At 63.4% G+C, this 18,921-nt stretch carries 8 protein-coding genes; 6 read left to right on the top strand and 2 right to left on the bottom strand.

Features of this window, described 5'->3' with window-relative positions; translation table 11 throughout:
* The first annotated feature begins 124 nt into the window (after window positions 1-124).
* The 5 genes from AC07UC_RS24685 (at window position 125) to AC07UC_RS24665 (ending at window position 14,400) form a co-directional block, all read left to right on the top strand.
* Window positions 125-8,707, top strand: a complete 8,583-nt coding sequence (locus tag AC07UC_RS24685; RefSeq protein WP_494907697.1) for a glycoside hydrolase family 94 protein — start codon at window positions 125-127, stop codon at window positions 8,705-8,707.
* A gap of 372 nt (window positions 8,708-9,079) precedes the next feature.
* Entirely contained in the window at window positions 9,080-10,852 is a 1,773-nt protein-coding gene (locus tag AC07UC_RS24680; RefSeq protein WP_140768018.1) for a glucan ABC transporter ATP-binding protein/ permease, read from the top strand.
* 236 nt (window positions 10,853-11,088) lie between these two features.
* Window positions 11,089-11,868, top strand: coding sequence for a heme ABC transporter permease (locus AC07UC_RS24675; protein ID WP_494907696.1), 780 nt, complete (start codon window positions 11,089-11,091; stop codon window positions 11,866-11,868).
* Window positions 11,869-12,056: 188 nt separating this feature from the next.
* The gene (locus AC07UC_RS24670) at window positions 12,057-12,728 is read left to right on the top strand and encodes an outer membrane protein (protein ID WP_494907695.1); all 672 of its coding nucleotides are present in this window, start codon (window positions 12,057-12,059) and stop codon (window positions 12,726-12,728) included.
* 40 nt (window positions 12,729-12,768) lie between these two features.
* Window positions 12,769-14,400, top strand: a complete 1,632-nt coding sequence (locus tag AC07UC_RS24665) for a tetratricopeptide repeat-containing sulfotransferase family protein (RefSeq protein WP_494907694.1) — start codon at window positions 12,769-12,771, stop codon at window positions 14,398-14,400.
* Between the two features lie 32 nt (window positions 14,401-14,432).
* Here the strand turns inward: AC07UC_RS24665 and AC07UC_RS24660 are convergent, their stop codons facing one another.
* Window positions 14,433-15,491, bottom strand: coding sequence for a D-TA family PLP-dependent enzyme (locus AC07UC_RS24660; protein WP_494907693.1), 1,059 nt, complete (start codon window positions 15,489-15,491; stop codon window positions 14,433-14,435).
* A gap of 244 nt (window positions 15,492-15,735) precedes the next feature.
* On the opposite strand from AC07UC_RS24660, the gene AC07UC_RS24655 reads away from it, so the two are divergent.
* Window positions 15,736-16,422, top strand: coding sequence for a D-lyxose/D-mannose family sugar isomerase (locus AC07UC_RS24655; RefSeq protein WP_140768012.1), 687 nt, complete (start codon window positions 15,736-15,738; stop codon window positions 16,420-16,422).
* 664 nt (window positions 16,423-17,086) lie between these two features.
* On the opposite strand, the gene AC07UC_RS24650 is transcribed toward AC07UC_RS24655, so the two are convergent.
* Window positions 17,087-18,772 carry a hypothetical protein gene (locus AC07UC_RS24650; RefSeq protein ID WP_494907692.1) on the bottom strand — a complete coding sequence of 562 codons (1,686 nt, stop codon included), beginning with the start codon at window positions 18,770-18,772 and terminating at the stop codon, window positions 17,087-17,089.
* Between the last annotated feature and the right edge of the window lie 149 nt (window positions 18,773-18,921).

The following is an 18,921-nucleotide window of genomic DNA, read 5'->3' as shown; positions in this document are numbered from 1 at the left end:
GCCCTGTCGCGGTGCGGAAACAAACTTTCGGCAAGTGGGATTATGCAACCAATTGCATTTGAACCGGTTTTAGGGCCATTGCCGTGGCGGTGACGCCGCTGAGTGCCCGCTTACGGAATTTTCAATGAATATTCAGACGAACCCAGCCCAGATCGAGAAGACCAGCGCCAGCTTCCCGGCCATCACGGAAGAGCCGATAAGGTCGACATTCCTGCCGGAGGAACGGCTCCGGCTGCTCGGCGAAAGCCTGGCAAAAGGCGATCTCACCGACCTTTTCGGGCTTATTCCGTTCGACTTCCAGGCGCGTATCCGCGACAGCGCCAAGAAGATCCTCGAAGTCTATCGCTCGACCAATGCGGCGCAGGCCAAGGGCGAAACGATCACTCCGGCCGCGCAATGGCTGCTCGACAACAATTACCTCGTCGAAGAAACCATTTTCCAGGTCAAGCGCGACCTGCCGCGCCGCTTCTACCGGCAATTGCCGACTCTGAAACTGCCTGATGGCGGCACCGTGCCACGTGCGCTGGCGCTGGCCTGGACCTATGTCGCGCATTCGGACAGTTCCGTCTCCGCGACCATGTTCAAGTCTATCGTCCAAGGCTTTCAGTCGGTCGAGCCGCTGAAGATCGGCGAACTCTGGGCGCTGCCATCGCTTCTGCGCTTCGTGCTGATCGAGAATCTCCGCCGGCTGGCGGTCAGGGTCAATCGCACCCGCCAGATGCGCCAGATCGCCAACGATGTGGCCGACAAGGTGCTGGCGACCGACGACAGCGCCGACCGGCAGGCGATCCTGGCCAATTTCAGCGCCCACGCGCAGGACACCACCTTTGCCACCCAGCTTCTCTATCGCCTGCGCGATGGGTCGCAGAATGCCGGCAAGGCCCTGGAATGGCTGGAAGGCGAGCTCGAAAAGACCGGCTCCGATGCCGAGGAGATCATCATCTCCGAGCATCACACGCTGTCCAGCGGCAATGTGACGACCGGCAACATCATCCGCGGCCTGCGCCTCATCAACGACGTCGACTGGACAGTATGGTTCGAGGGCGTCAGCCGCATCGATACCGTGTTGCGCGAACGCACCGATTTCGCCGCGCTCGACTTCTTCTCCCGCGACCAATACCGGACCGCGATCGAGGAACTGGCGCGCCGCTCCAACCTGTCGGAATACCGCGTTGCCGAAAAGGCGATCGAACTGGCCGGCCACGCCACCGGCGAGACAGGATCGGGCAGCACTGAAGAGGGTGATACGCCGCCGGCATCCACTCACACCGATGTCGGTTTCTATCTCGTCGGTCCGCGCCGTCTGGAGTTGGAAAAGGCGATCGGCTATCGGCCGACGATCAGCCAGACAGTCAAGCGGGCCTTCGCCAAGACCGGATGGCTTGGTATCGTCCTGCCGGTCTTCGCGCTGACCGCCCTGCTTCTTGTCCTCACCGGCAATGCCTTGGCTAACCTCGGCCTCTCGGTAACCTCGATCGTCCTGATGCTGGCGCTGTTTGCCGTGCCGGCGAGCGAGGGCGCGCTCGCCTTCTTCAACACCGTGGTCTCGCTGTTCCTCAAGCCGACACGCCTGATCGGCTATGACTACAGGCACGGCGTGCCGCCCGAGGCGCGCACCCTTGTGGTCGTCCCCTCACTGATCGGCTCGCGTGACGATGTCGAGGAAAACATCCGCAACATCGAAGTGCATTACCTGGCCAATCTGGTGGACGAGATCCATTTCGCGCTGCTGTCGGACTGGCCCGACAGCAAGATCGAGATCGATGCGGCCGACACCGAGATCCTCGAATACGCCCGTGCCGAGATCGCCCGTCTCAACGCCCGCTATCCCTCGGAAGGCGCGCCGCGTTTCTACATCCTGCACCGCCGCCGGCTCTTCAACGCGGCTCAAGGGTCCTGGATGGGCTGGGAGCGCAAGCGAGGCAAGCTGCATGAGCTCGACCTCTTGCTGCGTGGTGACAGCGATACGACCTTCCTGCCGCTGGATGTGCCGCTGCCGGAAAAAGTCGTCCATGTGATGACGCTCGACGCCGACACGCGCACGACCCGCGATGCGGTGGCGAGCCTCGTCGGCAAGCTCTGTCATCCGCTCAACCGCCCGCATTTCGACGCCACCAGGCGCGTCGTCACCGCCGGCTACACGATCCTGCAGCCGCGCATCACCGCTTCGCTGACATCAGGCGACGAGGCCTCGTTCTTCCAGCGCGTGTTCTCGGCCAATCGTGGCCTTGACCCCTATGTCTTCGCCGTCTCGGATCTTTATCAAGACGTGTTCAGTGACGGCTCCTTCACCGGCAAGGGCCTCTATCACGTCGATGCCTTCGAGGCCGCCCTGCAGGGCCGCATCGAGGAAAACACCATCCTCAGCCACGATCTGCTCGAAGGCGCGCTGGCGCGCGCGGCGCTCGTCACGGACGTCGAGTTGGTCGAGGACTATCCGACCCGCTACTCGGTCGACGCCTCGCGCCACCATCGCTGGGCACGCGGCGACTGGCAGCTTCTGGGCTATATCCTCGATCCGCGCTCCGGCGTCCCGGCCCTGTCGCGCTGGAAGATGGTCGACAACCTGCGCCGCTCGCTGACGCCGATCTTCTGGGTGATGGCTGCGATCGCCGGCTGGACCCTGCTGCCCTTCACGCAGGCCGCGCAGTGGCAGGCGCTGCTGATCCTCAGCCTGTTCATGGCGCCGACCTTCGACGTCGTCAACGCCATCCTGCCCAAGAGCGGCGACCAGACGCCACGCGGCCATTTCTCGGCGCTCGCGCGCGACGTCGCATTCGGCACCGCGATGGTGGCGCTCAAGATCGTGCTGATGGCGCACAATGCCTGGATGATGGGCGATGCCATCGTGCGTACGCTCTACCGGCTGTTCGTCAGCCGCCAGAACCTTCTGGAATGGCGCACCGCCTCGCAGGCGCACAAGGCCGGCGACAATGATGTCGGCTCCTATTACGGCATGATGTACGGCGCCGTGATCATCGGCTTCGTCGGCCTCGCCATTCCGGTGCTGGCCGATTCCACCGGCGCCTTCGTCGCCTTCTTCTTCGCCCTGTTCTGGATCGGATCGCCGGCGATCGCCAGCTGGATCAGCCGCTCGGCCGAAACCGAGGACCGCCTGCGCATATCGCAGGCCGACATCCACGCGCTGCGCACCGTGGCGCGGCGCACCTGGCACTATTTCGAAAGCTTCGTCACGGCGGAGCATCACAATCTGCCGCCGGACAATTTCCAGGAAAGCCCGGCACCGGTCGTGGCACCGCGCACTTCGCCCACCAATGTCGGTGTCTACCTGCTGTCGGTCGTCTCGGCGCGCGATTTCGGCTGGATCAGCCTGTCCGATGCCATCACCCGCATCGACGCCACCATGACGACCATCGAGAGCATGCCGCGCCACCGCGGCCATCTCTTCAACTGGTACGACACCACGACGCTGAAGCCGCTCTACCCGCTCTATATCTCGGCTGTCGACAGCGGCAATCTCGCTGGCCACCTGGTGGCGGTGGCAGCCGCCTGTGCCGAGTGGGCGGAAGCGCCTTCCGTTCACCTCCAGGGCGATTTCGAAGGCATTCTCGACACGGTGACCATTCTGAGCGAAAGCCTCGACGAGTTGCCTGACGATCGCCGCCAGTTGCGGCCCTTGCGCCAGCGCCTGGTTGACCGCCTGGACGGCATGCGGCGTGCCGTGGAGACGATCAAGGCGCAGCCGGAAATGGCCTCGATCCGCACCATCAACCTTGCCGTGCTGGCGGGCGAGATCCGCAAGTTGGCCACCGCCATCCACACCGAGGCAGTGTCGGCACAGAGCGACGTCATCGTCGATTGGGCGGCAAGGCTGGAAGCGACTTGCGAGGCGCATGTCCACGACGCCCACAGCGACGACAACGCCGTCGAGGCGCTGCGCGCCAAGCTCCTGACCTTGCGCGAGCGTACGCGTCGCTTCGCCTTCGAGATGGAATTCGCCTTCCTGATGCGGCCGGAACGCAAGCTGCTGTCGATCGGCTACCGGGTCGAGGAGCACCAGCTCGACGAGAGCTGCTACGACCTTCTCGCCTCCGAGGCGCGGCTGACCAGCCTGTTCGCCATCGCCAAGGGCGACCTGCCTACCGAGCATTGGTTCCGGCTCGGCCGCCCAATCGTCGAAATCGGCTTCCAGGGCGCGCTGATGTCCTGGTCGGGCTCGATGTTCGAGTACCTGATGCCGCCGCTGGTGATGAAGGAGCCGCAGGGCTCGATCCTCAACCAGACCAGCAAGCTGATCATCAAGCGCCAGATGCAGTACGGCCGCCAGAAGAACGTGCCGTGGGGCATTTCGGAAGCGGCCTACAATGCCCGCGACCGGGAACTGACCTATCAGTACACCAATTTCGGCGTGCCCGGGCTTGGGCTGAAGCGCGGCCTTGGCCAGAACACGGTGATCGCGCCCTACGCCACCATCCTGGCGGCGCAGTTCAACCCGCGCGAAGCCGTGCAGAACCTGTCCCGGCTGCGCGAGATCGGTGCGCTTGGCCCTCATGGCTATTACGATGCGGTCGATTTCACGCCGCAGCGCGTGCCTGAAGGGACCAACCACGCGGTCGTGCTGAATTACTATGCGCACCATTCGGGCATGTCGATCGCGGCGGTTGCCGACGCGATCTTCGAGGGTCGCCTGCGCGACCGTTTCCACAGCGATCCGGTTATTGAATCGGCTGAATTGCTGCTGCAGGAAAGGGCGCCGCGCGACATCCCGACCGCCACCGTCAGGACCGAAGCGGACGAGCGAGCCAAGGACGAGACCGAGACCGAGAGCCCCGACACCCGCATCGTGCTCGATCCGTTGCGGGCGTTGCGATCGACCAATGTGATGTCGAACGGCCGTTATTCGGTGATGGTGACCGCGACCGGTTCCGGCTACAGCCGCTGGGGCGATCTGTCCGTGACCCGCTGGCAGCCGGATCCGGTCGAGGACCGTCTGGGCTCCTACATCTTCCTGCGTGACGTCAGCACTGGAGACTGGTGGTCGGCAACGGCGGAGCCCAAGCGCGCGGCCGAGGAGAAGGTGCAGACCCTGTTTTCCGACGACAAGGCGAGCTTCGTCAAATCGGTCGGCACGTTGCGCTCCGAAGTCGAATGCATCGTCGTTTCCGAAGGCAATGGCGAAGGCCGTCGCATAACGCTATACAATGAAAGCACATCCGATCGTCACATCGAGGTGACGTCCTTCGCCGAACTGGTGCTGGGTTCGGAGGCTTCCGACAACGCGCATCCGGCCTTCTCGAAGATGTTCGTGGAGACCGAAATCGCCGCCAACAACGGCGCGATCTTCGCCACGCGCCGCAAGCGCGAAACCAGCGAGCCTGATATCACCCTGGCGCATTTCGTCACCGATCCGTCCGGACCGGCGCGCGATGCGGAGGCCGAGACCGACAGGCGTGCCTTCATCGGCCGTGGCCGCTCCATCGTCGATGCCGCCGCTTTCGATCCAGGCGCGAGACTCGGCGGCCATTCCGGCTTCACGCTCGATCCCATCGCCTCGCTCCGCCGCCAGGTGCGCGTGCCCGCCAACAAGAAGATATCGCTGACCTTCTGGACCGTGGTCGGGGCCAATCGCGCCGAGCTGGACGAGGCCATCAATCGGCTCGACCATCAGGAGAGCTTTGCCCGCCAGGCGATGCTTGCCTGGACGCGGAGCCAGGTGCAGACCCGCCATATGGGCCTCAGCCTGACCGATGCCGCCAATGTGCAGAAACTGGCACGCTATCTGATCTATCCCGATGCGTTCCTGCGACTGCCGGCCGAATCCATCGCTTCGGGCCTGGGCAAGCAGTCGAGCCTGTGGCCGACCAGCATTTCGGGCGATTTTCCGATCTTCCTGGTCAGGATCGGCGACGTAGCCGACCTGGAAATCGTCGCCCAGGCGCTGCGCTTCCAGGAATATATGCGCACCCGCGGCATGATGATCGACTTCGTCGTCGTCAACGAGCAGGCCTCGTCCTATGTCCAGGACCTGCAGCGGGCAGTCGAGACGCTGTGCGAAAACAGCCGTCTGCGCGGCAAGGAACTAGGCCCCCGCCAGCACATTTTCGCGGTGCGCCGCGACCTGATGGAAGAGACCACCTACAAGACGCTGCTCGCCGTCGCCCGGGTGGTGCTGCATACGCGCAACGGCACCATCTTCGATCAGATAGAGCGGGCCGAGGCGGCCGCCTTGCAGGCGCGCGACGCGCTTGTGCCGGCCGGGTTGCCGACGCTACGCGAGATTCCGGCGCCAGCGGCGCATGCATTCGCCTCGCAGGCCGTGGCGGATGTCAGCGCCGACGGCACCGGCCTCAACCAATGGAACGGCTTTGGCGGCTTCGACGGCGACGGACGGCACTATGTGGTGCGCCTGGCTGGCCGGCGCAGCACGCCGCAGCCCTGGATCAACGTCGTCTCCAACGCCTCGTTCGGCTTCCACACCTCAGCCGAGGGTGCCGCCTTCAGCTGGAGCCGCAACAGCCGCGACTACCAGTTGACGCCGTGGTCGAATGATCCGGTCTCGAACCGACCGGGCGAGGGCATTTATATCTACGATCAGGCCAGCGGCAGGGCGTTCTCGCCGCTCGCCGCCATGGTGCGCGATCCCTCGATGACCTACGAGGCCTGGCACGGGCAGGGCTTCTCGACGTTCCGCTCGAAGCGCGGGCCGTTGTCGATGGACCTGACCCATGTCGTGGACCCCATTGATCCGGTGAAGATCACGCGGCTGCGCATCCAGAATTCCGGCTCGGTACCGGCGCGGCTGCGCGTCTATGCCTATGCCGAATGGGTGCTTGGCGGGCACCGGTCACGCACCGCGGCGACCATCGTTCCCTCCCGTGACAGCGCGACCGGCGCTTTGCTGGCGCAAAACCCCTACGGGCTCGATTTCAGCGAGCGCGTGGCCTTCCTCGCCGCTGATGCCGCTGTTCATTCGGTGACGGCGGATCGTTCCGAGTTCCTCGGCCGGCACGGGTCCAGCGAGCTGCCGCAGGCGGTGCTGAGCGGCGCGGCGCTGTCGGGTCGCGTCGAGGCCGGAGACGATCCCTGCGCGGCGATCGCCCGCGACATCGAGATCCCGGCCGGCGGCGACGTCACGCTGCTCTGGCTGCTCGGCGATGCCGATTCTGCGGCGCAGGCGAGCGCGCTGGTGCAAAGGCATCGGGACAAGGATTTCGACCAGCGCCTGGCCGACAACGAGCGCGAGTGGCGCGGCTTCCTCGACACCATCCAGGTCGAGACGCCGGACAAGGGGCTCGACGCCATGGTCAATCACTGGCTGCCCTATCAGAGCCTTGCCTGCCGCATCCGCGCCCGCTCGGCCTTCTATCAGGCAAGTGGCGCCTTCGGGTTCCGCGACCAGTTGCAGGACACGCTGGCGCTGTTGGCGCATGATCCGACGCTGGCGCGCGACCAGATCCTCAACGCCGCGAGGCGTCAGTTCCCGGAGGGCGATGTGCAGCATTGGTGGCTGCCCCGCACCGGAGCCGGTGTGCGCACGATGATCTCCGACGACGTGGTCTGGCTGGCCCACGCCACGGCGCGCTACCTGACGGTGACCGGCGACGCCGCGATCCTGAAGGAGCAGCTGCCCTTCATCGATGGGCAGGCGCTGGGCGAGGGCGAGCACGATGCCTTCTTCACCCCGGAAATCTCGAAGAAGACGGTGTCGCTCTACGACCATTGCGCGCGGGCGCTCGACCTTGCCATCAAGCGCAGCAGTCCTGCCGGCCTGCCGCTGATCCTTGGCGGCGACTGGAACGACGGCATGAACCGTGTCGGTGAACACGGCAAGGGCGAGAGCGTGTGGCTGGGTTGGTTCCTGCTGAAGACGCTGGGCGACTTCGCCACCGTCGCCAAGGCCGAGGGCGACAGCAAGCGCGGGCAGGCCTGGGCAAAGCATGCCGATGCGCTGAAGCGGGCGCTTGAAAGCACGGCATGGGACGGCGAATGGTACCGGCGCGGCAGCTTCGATGACGGCACGCCCTTGGGCTCACGCACGTCCGAAGAGTGCCGGATCGACTCTATCGCCCAATCCTGGAGTGTGCTTTCGGGTGAGGGCGACCCTGCGCGGTCGACGACGGCGATGCGGCAGGCAACCAGCCTGCTCGTGGATGACAAGCTCAAGATCGTCAAACTGTTCACGCCGCCCTTCTCGAAGACACAGAAAGACCCCGGCTACATCAAGAGCTATCCGCCGGGTGTGCGCGAGAATGGCGGCCAGTACACCCACGCTGCGACGTGGTTCGTCATCGCGCTCGCCGAGATGGGACAGACCGACGAAGCCTATCGCTGCTTCTCGATGCTGAACCCGGTCAACCACGCAATCGACGAGGCCTCGACCGAACACTATCGCGTCGAACCCTATGTGGTGGCGGCGGATATCTATGCCGGAGAGGACAAGGGCGGGCGCGGCGGCTGGACCTGGTACACCGGCTCGGCGGGCTGGCTCTACCGGGCGGCGGTCGAGGGCATCCTCGGCATCGAACGGCGCGGGAAGCAGATCACGTTCCGGCCGAAACTGCCCAGCCATTGGGATGGCTACCACGCCACGCTCAAGATGCTTGGCGCCGAGATCAAGGTTGATGTCATTCGCGACAAAAAGACCAAGACGATCTCGCTTGAAGTCGATGGTTCGAAAACAAAGTCCGCTTCGTTCGAGCCCAAAGCCGGCACTCGGACCGAGGTCGTGGTCAAGATACCGGCGTAAAATCAGTAGCTTAAATCGACAGATCGCGCGTCCTTCGGGACGCGCGACGCGGTCCCTCGTTACTTGCACACGACCCGTGAAGGCGTCCGCCAGACGCTCCCAAACCAGGCCATGCGAGCCTGTTGTGATTAAAAATGTGGCAGTGCTCCGCCGCTGCCATGATTTTGCCGCAAGGCTGGCATTTCACCTTTTATCTCAAACCGTTAGGTGATCACGTCAGATTTCGTATCGTCGTCATCTTTTGTTCGCTAAATGGGAACGGAAGCGATAGACGGGCATTGTTTTGCGACGCATCAACCGTTACGTGTCAGGGAATGGTGCAGTGCACAATACTGGTATTGGGCACAATAGAGAGTTGGCGGAGTAGCTGAAGTGTCACTTCTGCAGATCTATTGGAGAGCGCTGGGCTATCTGGCCGCCGACAAGAAGCGTGTGGCGCTGATCTGTTCGGCCAACGTCGCCCTTGCCGCCATCGCCATTCTCGAGCCGATCATGTTTGGCCGGGTCATCGATGCGATTTCCGAGCACGGCTCGGTATTCTCCACGCTTGCAGTATGGGCCGGCCTGGGCGCCTTCAATGTCATCGCTTTCGTCCTGGTGGCGCGCGGCGCCGACCGCTTTGCCCACGCCCGGCGTAGCGAAGTGCTGTGCCAGTCCTTCGAACGCGTTATCACCATGCCGCTCGCCTGGCATCATCAGCGTGGCACTTCCAACGCGCTGCACACGTTGTTGCGCGCCGTCGAGACGCTGTTCAGCCTGTGGCTCGAATTCATGCGCCAGCATCTGTCCACCGCCGTTGCACTCGTGCTGCTGGTGCCCACGGCGCTCAGCATGGATGTGCGCATGTCGATGGTACTGCTCGGGCTCGGCGTGCTCTATGTCTGCATCGGCCGGCTGGTCATGAAGCGCACCAAGGCAGGCCAGGCCGCCGTCGAGCGTCACTACCACAAGGTGTTCGCGCATGTGACGGACTCGGTGAGCAACGTCGCCGTTCTGCAGAGCTACAACCGTCTGGGCCATGAGGCCGAGACGCTGCGCCGCTACGTCAAGAACCTGCTCGACGCGCAAAACCCAGTGCTCGACTGGTGGGCCATCGCCAATGCGCTCAATCGCCTGTCGTCGACGATCTCGATGATGGTGGTGCTTCTGATCGGCGCCTATCTGGTCACGCATGGCCAGTTGCGCGTCGGCGACGTGATCGCCTTCACCGGCTTCGCCACGCTGCTGATCTCGCGGCTCGACCAGATGTCGGCTTTCGCCAACCAGATCTCCGAGGCCCGCGCCAAGCTTGAGGACTTCTACAAGCTCGAGGATTCGGCCGCCGATGCCGCGGAGCCCGATGGCCTGCGCGATCTCACCAACGTCACCGGCCATGTCCGTTTCGAGGATGTCAGCTTCGAATTCGCCAATTCGGGGCAAGGCGTCAGCGACGTGTCCTTCGAGGTCCAGGCCGGCCAGACGGTCGCCATCGTCGGACCGACGGGTGCCGGCAAGACCACGCTGATCAATCTGCTGCAGCGCGTCTTCTCGCCGTCCAGCGGCCGTATCCTGATCGATGGCATCGATACCCGCACCGTGACCCGCAAGTCGCTGCGCCATTCGATCGCCACCGTGTTCCAGGACGCCGGGCTTCTCAACCGCTCGATCGAGGACAATATCCGTGTCGGCCGCGCCGATGCGAGCAATGACGAGATCCATGCCGCCGCCGTCGCGGCTGCCGCGCAGGACTTCATCCTGGCCAAGAGCAATGGCTACGACACGGTGGTCGGCGAGCGTGGCGGCCAGCTGTCGGGTGGCGAGCGCCAGCGCATCGCCATTGCCCGTGCCGTGCTGAAGGATGCTCCGATCCTGGTGCTCGACGAGGCGACCAGCGCGCTCGACGTCGAGACCGAGGACCGCGTCAAGGAAGCGATCGACGAACTGCGGCGCGACCGCACCACCTTCATCATCGCGCACCGCCTGACCACCGTTCGCGACGCCGATCTGGTCGTGTTCATGGACAAGGGCAGGGTGGTCGAAATGGGCGGCTTCGCCGAACTGTCGCTGCGCAACGGCCGTTTCGCCAGCCTGCTGCGCGCCGGCGGCCTGCTCAACGACGAAGAAGTCCGCCGCCTCAGCCGCTCCGTGCAGGGCGAGGCCGCCTGAGCGGATGACGCTTCTTCCTTCTCCCCTTGTGGGAGAAGGTGGCCTCGCGAAGCGAGGGTCGGATGAGGGGTGTTCCAGGGAACGCTAACCTCTCACTCCGCTGGAACACCCCTCAACCGTCTCGGCGCTGACGCGCCGATCCACCTTCTCCCGCAAGGGGAGAAGGAAGGCGCTTCCACGCCTGCGACACCACCGCTCGATTGCCCCAATCGCGCCGGCGGTCTATGTAAACTCACATGAGCGACACGACTTCACGCCTGAGCGGCTGGATGGACCTTGCCAACCCGACGCGCTTCGTCGCGCTGGTGGACAGGGTCGTGCCGTGGCTGGCGGCGATCGCCGCAGTCATCCTTGCCGTCGGCCTCTACATTAGCTTCACCGCGCCCGAGGATTTCCAGCAAGGCATCACCGTCCGCATCATGTACATCCACGTGCCTTTCGCCTGGCTCGCCATGATGTGCTACACGCTGATGGCGGTTTCCGCCCTCGGCACGCTGGTATGGCGCCATCCGCTGGCCGATGTCGCGCTGAAATCGGCGGCACCCATTGGCGCGGTCTTCACGGCACTTGCGCTGATCACCGGTTCGATCTGGGGCAAGCCGATGTGGGGCACCTGGTGGGTGTGGGATGCCCGCCTGACCTCGGTCTTCGTGCTGTTCCTGATGTATCTCGGCATCATCGCGCTGACCCGCGCGCTCGACGACGCCAGCCGCGCCGCCTGGGCCGCCGCCATCATCACGCTGGTCGGCTTCATCAACATCCCGATCATCAAATTCTCGGTCGACTGGTGGAATACGCTGCACCAGCCGGCCTCGGTGTTCCGGATGGATGGCCCGACCATCGATCCCAGCTTGCTCTGGCCGCTGCTGGTCATGGCTATCGGCTTCACGGTGCTGTTCTTCGCGCTGCACTTGATGGCAATGCGTACGGAAATACGCCGCCGCAGGGTCATCGCCATGCGCAGGGTCGCCGCACGGCAGGCCGAGAGGCACGATGTGACGGCTGGCTCATCCTGATTGCCACCCGAATTGCCGCCGGAGCAATAGTCACGCGCCTGGTGCTCGTTTCATTAGGAGTTGCCGCTATGTTGCTGTGCGGCAACAAAAATCACCAAAGTACGGCCTCGGCCCGTTCGTTCTCTTGACGCTACAGCTCCCGTTACGGCAGAAGGTCATGGGCTTTGTTTTGGCGAGGGGATTCTATCATGAAAGCGTGCCTTTTGGCTGGTGTGTCAGCGATTGCCTTGGGGCTCGGCTGGAGTTCCGCACACGCGGCTGATGCGGTCGCCGACCTTCCGGCAGCACAGGATTTGTGGTATGTTACCCTGTTTGGTGGCGCCAGTTTCCCCAACAATGTGAAGACTCAATTCTATGGCGACGAGTATTCGGTTGATCTTAAGACCGGCTTCGTAATTGGCGGCGCTGTCGGCCGACGCATCAATGATGTGTTCCGTGTCGAAGGCGAACTGTCCTACGCGCGCTACAAGGCAAGCGAGTACAGCTACGGCGGCTCCAACAACTACCCGGCTTCCGGCAATTTGTCGGCCACCTACCTGCTCGCCAATGTCTGGGCCGATGTCGCGCATTTCGGCGATGCCAAACTCTATGTCGGTGGTGGTCTCGGCGCCGCCTATGTTACCGCTGATACCCACTTTGACGGTAACGACTATGGCTATGGGCCTGGCGGCTGGGGTTTTGCCGGCCAGGTAGGTGCCGGCGTCGCCTACGCGCTGACGCAGAATGTCGATCTCGATTTCGGCTATCGGTTCAAGGCGGTCACCGGCGTCGATCTGGACGACAATGACGGCGGCGGCACGTACGAGGATGCCAAGCTGTATTCCCACAATGTTCAGGTTGGCCTGACGCTCAAGTTCTGATTTGTTCGGCGTGTCGCAAGCCGCGACCGAGATTTGATCGATGCCGCTCCTGCCGCGCCGGCAGCCCCTGGGTTTGCCGGCACTGTCCCCGATATCGCTTCCATCCGCCGGCGAGCCGGCGGAACGGACGTTGCAGCGTGGCATCGACCTGCAGCGGGGGAAGCGCTTTCGCGAAGCTGAATACTGCTATCAGACAGTGCTTCGCCTGCAGCCCAAAAATGCCATGGCGCTCAATCTGATGGGCACGCTGGCTATCGAGGCCGGCCACAATCCAACCGCCATCGACTATATGGAAAAGGCGGTCAAGCTGGAGCCTGGCAACGCCATCTTCCGCAACAATCTCGGCAACGCCTACAACCTTACAGGCAACGTCGAGCGGGCGCGCAAACATCTGCGGAAAGCGATCGAGCTTGACGGTCGGCTTGTCGAGGCGTTGTGCAATCTCGGCCGCTCCTACCGCAACCAGCTCGAGGGCGGCACTGCCGAGGGTTTCTATCGCCGGGCACTGACAGTGGACGGCCGGTCGCTGACGGCGCTGGTCGGCATGGGCGATCTGCTCACCGACATGGGCCGGCAAGACGAGGCGATCGAATGCTTCAACAACGCTCTCGCCATCGACCAGGCAAATGTCGAGGCGCTGGCTGGACTTGCGCTGGCGCGCAAATCGGTCAAGGACGATCCGGCCCTGGCTTTGGTGCGGGCGCGCCTGGACCTGCCGATAACGACCGATCGCGAGCGGGTTCTCCTGCATCATGCCGCTGGCAAGATGCTTAACGACCAGCGGGAGTATCGCCTGGCCATTCGCCATTTCACCAAAGCAAAGGCCATCTCCGGTCACGACTTCGACATCGCCCGACACACGCAGGTTTACGACGGCTTCATCCAGAATTTCGACGCCGGCTTCTTCGAGGCGCGGCTGAAATTGGGCAACCCGTCAGGGCGGCCCGTTTTCATCGTCGGCATGCCACGTTCCGGAACAACCCTGACCGAGCAGATATGCGCCAGCCATCGCGATATCCATGGCGCCGGCGAATTGCCGACGATCCGTTCTTTGGCCGCCGAGCTTGGGTTCGACAAGCTCGATCCTGCGATTTTCACCAAGGCCATGGCGGCACTCACGCCGGCCAAGGCCAAGGAGCTTGGCTCGAAATATCTGGACGATCTCAACAAGCGTAACAGCAAGGCGCGGCTTGTCGTCGACAAGATGCCGCATAATTTCGAGCTCTTGGCCTTCATCAGCCTCATCCTGCCGAACGCACACATCATCCATTGCCGGCGTGATCCGATGGATAATTGCACGTCCTGTTTCATGCATAATTTTTCCGAGGCGCATGGCTACAATGCCGATCTGGCCAAGCTTGGGCAGTATTACCGGCAGTATGACCGCTTGATGCGCCATTGGGCGGAGGTTGTTCCGCTTGATATCCACGACATGCCCTACGAAGAAACGGTGGCCGATTTTGAAAGTCGTGCGCGGGGTTTGATCGGATTTCTCGGGCTTGAGTGGGATGATGCCTGCTTGCGCTTCCACGAGACCGACCGCACGGTGCGGACACCGAGCCGCTGGCAGGTGCGCCAACCGATCTATTCATCCTCAGTCGAACGCTGGAAACTATACGGCGATGCTCTCGATCCTTTGAAGACCGCTCTGGGGCCGGTTTTTCAAAGCTGAGCTCAACTGGGTTCCGTCGAACACCCTGATATTCACCCCATCAGCCCGCGTGCCGCCACCGGCAGCGTTTCCAGCACATTCTCGCCGTCGATCAGGTTGACCTGGTTGAACAGATTGGTGACGACACAGCAATGATCGGGCACCACGCGCACACGCTCACCGATGCGCAGTTTCGCGTCACCGGAAAGCGTGACCGTGCCATGCTCTTCGCTAAGCCCGGTCACCCTTGCGTCGGCGGCACCAAGCAACTCGCCAAAATCCTTTAACCCGAGCGTGTCGCTGGACAGCGCCTTGCTGCCCGCATCGAGTATGGCACGCGTCGGCGTCGGGTGGCTGACCACCGTCGACAGCACCGTCAGCGCGCAATCGTCCAAGGTACCGACACCTTTGGCGACCTGATAGCGGTCGAGATAGATGTAAGTGCCGGGCCGATATTCGGTGACGACAGATGTATCGCTGGAGCGCCACATGTCCGGCGTGCCGCCGCTGGAGATGCGTTCGCAGGCGAGACCCGAAGCGGTCAGCGCCTGCTTGGCGTCGGCGAGCCACGCTTCGGCCTCCGCCGCGCGGCCGGCCGCCGGATAGGTCATCAGCCCGCCAAAGGTGAGGCCGCCGGCCTTGTCGATCACACGTGCCAGCGCAACCGCCTCATCGGCCGTCTGCACGCCGCAGCGGCCCATGCCGGTGTCGCATTCGACCAGCACCGCGAGACGATGGCCGGCATCGGTGAAAGTGGCGGCCAGTCCTTCCAGCGTTTCCATGCTGTCCGCCGTGACCGACAGGGTGACGCGACCGTGCAGCGCCTTCAGCCGCTCCAGCTTGGCGCGGCCGAGGATGTTGTAGGGAAGAAAAATGTCGGACAGCCCGGCATCGGCCATGACCTCGGCCTCGCCGATCTTCTGGCAGGTGATGCCGACAGCACCCGCCGCTACCTGCTTTTTCGCCCAGTAAGGAAGCTTGTGCGTCTTGATATGCGGCCTGAGCTTCAGCCCGTTTCTGTCGGCATGGGCCTGTGCGCGGGCAATGTTGGCTTCGGCGCGCGCCGCGTCGATCAGGATCGACGGCGTATCGAGGTCGTGAACGGTCGGCATGGTCTATCACTCTGTGAGAATTCGCAGGGGTTATGAGCCTGAAAGCGGGTGATGTCACGCTGCCAGCGAACCGGATCGGTGGGCCATCCGCGCCTGGCGCGGCGCCGGGCACGCGCGAGATGGATCGACACCGCATCGGCGTTCGGCTATGCGATTTGCAATGCATGTCGCCCGAAAGTGCGCAGCGGTTTTGGGATGACGACATGCAACAACCTAAAGCGTGTCGACACGAAGGGTTACGATCATGAAACGCTCCGCCATCAATGACATCATCCGCGAAGCCGACGCTTTCATCCGCTCGTTCGGCTACATCATGCCGCCCTTCGCCTATTGGTCGCCCGAGGAGATGAAGACGCGCCAGGTCGACTCCTCCGCCATATTCACCTCGCGGCTCGGCTGGGACATCACCGATTACGGCCAGGAGAAATTCAAGGAACTCGGCCTGTTCCTGTTCACCGTGCGCAATGGCCGCTACGAGGACATGAAGAAGGGCATGGGCATGCTCTATGCCGAGAAGATCATGATCTCGCGCAAGGACCAGCTGTCGCCCATGCACCGCCACAACATCAAGGCCGAGGACATCATCAACCGCGGCGGCGGCAAGCTGGTGCTGGAACTGTTCATGCACGATCGCGACGGCGGTATCGACCCCAAGGCGGAGGTGTCGGTGCCGGTCGACGGAACCATCCACAGGCTGCCAGCGGGCGGCCTCCTGAAGCTCGACCCGGGTCAGAGCGTCACTTTGCTGCCCGGCGTCTGGCACGCCTTCTGGGCCGAGGGCAAGGACGTGCTGATCGGTGAGGTGTCGACCGTCAACGACGATCTGACCGACAACGTGTTCCGCGAGCCGATCGGCCGCTTCTCCAACATCGACGAGGATGTTGCTCCAGTGCATCTGCTGGTGGCCGACTATGAGAAATGGCTGGGCTGAGGGCAGGGCGGCGGCGGTCGCCTATCGGCAGCTTTAATGGCAGCCTGGCGCCGGCAGCGCGCTCGTCCGGCACGGGTATGACCAAGGCTGGTCGCCAGTTTGAGCCACGGCGCTCGATGAAGCCGAGGCTTGAGGTGTGAAGGATAACTTTGCCGAGGCCCGAGGGTAATTGCGGCAGCCTCATCAAAATGGATGGCGACTCTCGTCGGCGCCTGTGGTGGCATCCAGCCCAGGTGGAGAGCGGAAACCCGGAGCGACAGGTGGTCCTCCGGTAAGGGGCCAACTCCCTCATTGAGTGGGCCTCTTTGCGCGCTCCGACCGAGGAGAGCAGAGAATGCAGTATCCTGGCGAGTGGAACAAAAGGCTGCCTCGTGCTCAGCCAGAAGATGAGCGTCAGGCGCGGCTCGAGAAAACAGCCAGGCTCAAGCGGCTTCGCTCTTACGCTTCCTGGCTGGCGCCTGACCCACACGCTCAACTTCATGATGAGATAGACTGCTCTGTGCTAATTGAGGAAAACCGGTCAGGTCTGGCCTGATCAACGACAGCGCGTTTCGCGAGCCGATGGGCCGTTTTTCCAATGTCGACGACGGAGTCGCTTCGGTACACCTACCGGTGGTCGGCCATGAGACGTGGCGAGGCGAGGGGGGGCACGCCTGCCGTAGCCTCAATGACAGCAGCTTGCCGCCGATTGCACGCTCGTCCGGCACAGGCATGACGAGCTGATCGCCACATCCGCCTTGGCCATCGCCTTGGCGAGCCTTGCCTGCAGGGCCGGCAGTTCTTCGCTTTCGCCGCGGCGCCTCAAGCATTCCACCAGCCCGTGCAGCGCCCAGACATTGTCCGGATGCTGGGCGCAGCGCTGCACCTTGGCGCTCAGGCCGAGATCGTCGCGATAGACCTGCTCGGCCTCCTGCGCATGGCCCTGGTCGAGCAGCAGCGCCGCCAGCGCATGGCGCGGCGGGTGCATCCACGCCCATGGCTCGGTGTAGGAAAGGTTGTCGTCCAGCTCGACCGCCTGCCGCAACTGGGCATAGGCCTCCTCGTGCCGGCCCTGATGGTAGGCGAGCTCGCCATCCAGCAAGGCGGCACCGACGGCCAGCGAGGCGCGGGTCGGGTTGCTGAGGAAACGCCGCTCGGCCGGTATGTTCTCCACATGCCGGTGGAACCGCTCACGCTCGCGCTCGGCCTCCGTGAATTGCCTGAGCGTCGCATGCGCGACACCCTTGGCGTAGTGCTGCATGGCCGCCGTCAGTACATAGAGGCCGGGCTCTTCAACCACCGGTTCGTCGATGATCTCCTGCCAGCGGCCGAAGCGCACCTGCACATGCGATTTCATCGCATGATAGCCTTCCACCGTTTGCGTGAGCTTGGGCCGGTCCTGGATGGCGACCACGTCTCGTGTCACCAGGCTGCGCACCTTGTCGGCGGCCCACAGGGCCGGCCGGTACTGGCCAAGGAACATGCAGGTGAACATCATCAGATGCAGGTCGTGGCAGCAGCCGAGCAGATAGTAGGTCGGCTCTTCGGCATAGGCGAGATAGAGATCGTTGGCGCGGACCGCCTTTTCGCTGGCGATCCTCGCCTTCTCATAGGCGCCGCACAGCACATAGATATGTCCCGGCATGTGGTTCATGTGCCCGGCATCGGGGCACATCTCGCCGAGCCGGTCGGCTGAGCTAATGCCGCGTTCCGGCATGGTCGACATTTCCAGGAGATGGATATGCAGGTGCAGGATCGCCGGGTGCTGTGCCGCGCCGGCCTCGTCAGCGAGCCGGATTGACCGCTCGCAAACCTCAAGCGCCTCGACGACATCGGAATTCGGCGCCGGTTCACCGGTCTTGAGGTTCCATAGCCGCCGCACCGTGCGCATCATCAGCGCCTCGACCAGCAGCGCCATCACATCATGGTCGTCGGGAAACTTTTCATAGACCCGCCGCATCGCGGCGGCGTAGGCGTCATCCCAGTGTTCGAATTCCTGAGAACTCACCCGGTGCGGCTTTTGAAAGCGGCTGGACAACGCCTCGATCAACCGCCGTTCGACATCGCTGGCGCCAGCCGCGTTGGCGCGCGCCAGCTGGACATGCTCGAAGCAGCGCTTCGTCGCGCTGTCGGCCTCGGCCTCGCCATGCTCCTTCCAGGTCAGGTTATAGAAAGGCCCCGCCGCATAGGCGATGCCCCAATGCACGAAGGCGCAGCCGGGATCCGTCTCCAGCGCCTTCTCGAAGCACTTGATGCCTTCCTCATGGTTGAAGCCGTAGCACCAGTTGAGCCCGATATCGAACCAGCGCTGGGTCTCGGTGGAGCGGGTGGAGATGGGACGGCGATAGGTGCCGAGGTCGAAGCGGTCCATGTGTTCTCATGCAATACGACCGTCAGGCTCGAGGCCCCTCGGCCAGGTTTGTATTCTGGCAATTTGTAACGAATGCCTGCGCTTGGCAAACGCCATGCCAGACACCATGGCGACGCGGACGGGATCGGATTCAGCATGTCAAACACACG

The organism is Mesorhizobium sp. GW821-FHT04C10 (assembly GCF_059420305.1).
The sequence above is the reverse complement of the archived record's forward strand: the minus strand, read 5'-3'. Positions and strand labels throughout refer to the sequence as shown.

Coding starts and splice junctions, on each gene's coding strand:
- AC07UC_RS24650 (WP_494907692.1), bottom strand. CDS start 18,772: ATGGACCGCTTCGACCTCGGCACCTATCGCCGTCCCATCTCCACCCGC.
- AC07UC_RS24660 (WP_494907693.1), bottom strand. CDS start 15,491: ATGCCGACCGTTCACGACCTCGATACGCCGTCGATCCTGATCGACGCG.
- AC07UC_RS24675 (WP_494907696.1), top strand. CDS start 11,089: ATGAGCGACACGACTTCACGCCTGAGCGGCTGGATGGACCTTGCCAAC.
- AC07UC_RS24665 (WP_494907694.1), top strand. CDS start 12,769: ATGCCGCTCCTGCCGCGCCGGCAGCCCCTGGGTTTGCCGGCACTGTCC.
- AC07UC_RS24685 (WP_494907697.1), top strand. CDS start 125: ATGAATATTCAGACGAACCCAGCCCAGATCGAGAAGACCAGCGCCAGC.
- AC07UC_RS24655 (WP_140768012.1), top strand. CDS start 15,736: ATGAAACGCTCCGCCATCAATGACATCATCCGCGAAGCCGACGCTTTC.
- AC07UC_RS24670 (WP_494907695.1), top strand. CDS start 12,057: ATGAAAGCGTGCCTTTTGGCTGGTGTGTCAGCGATTGCCTTGGGGCTC.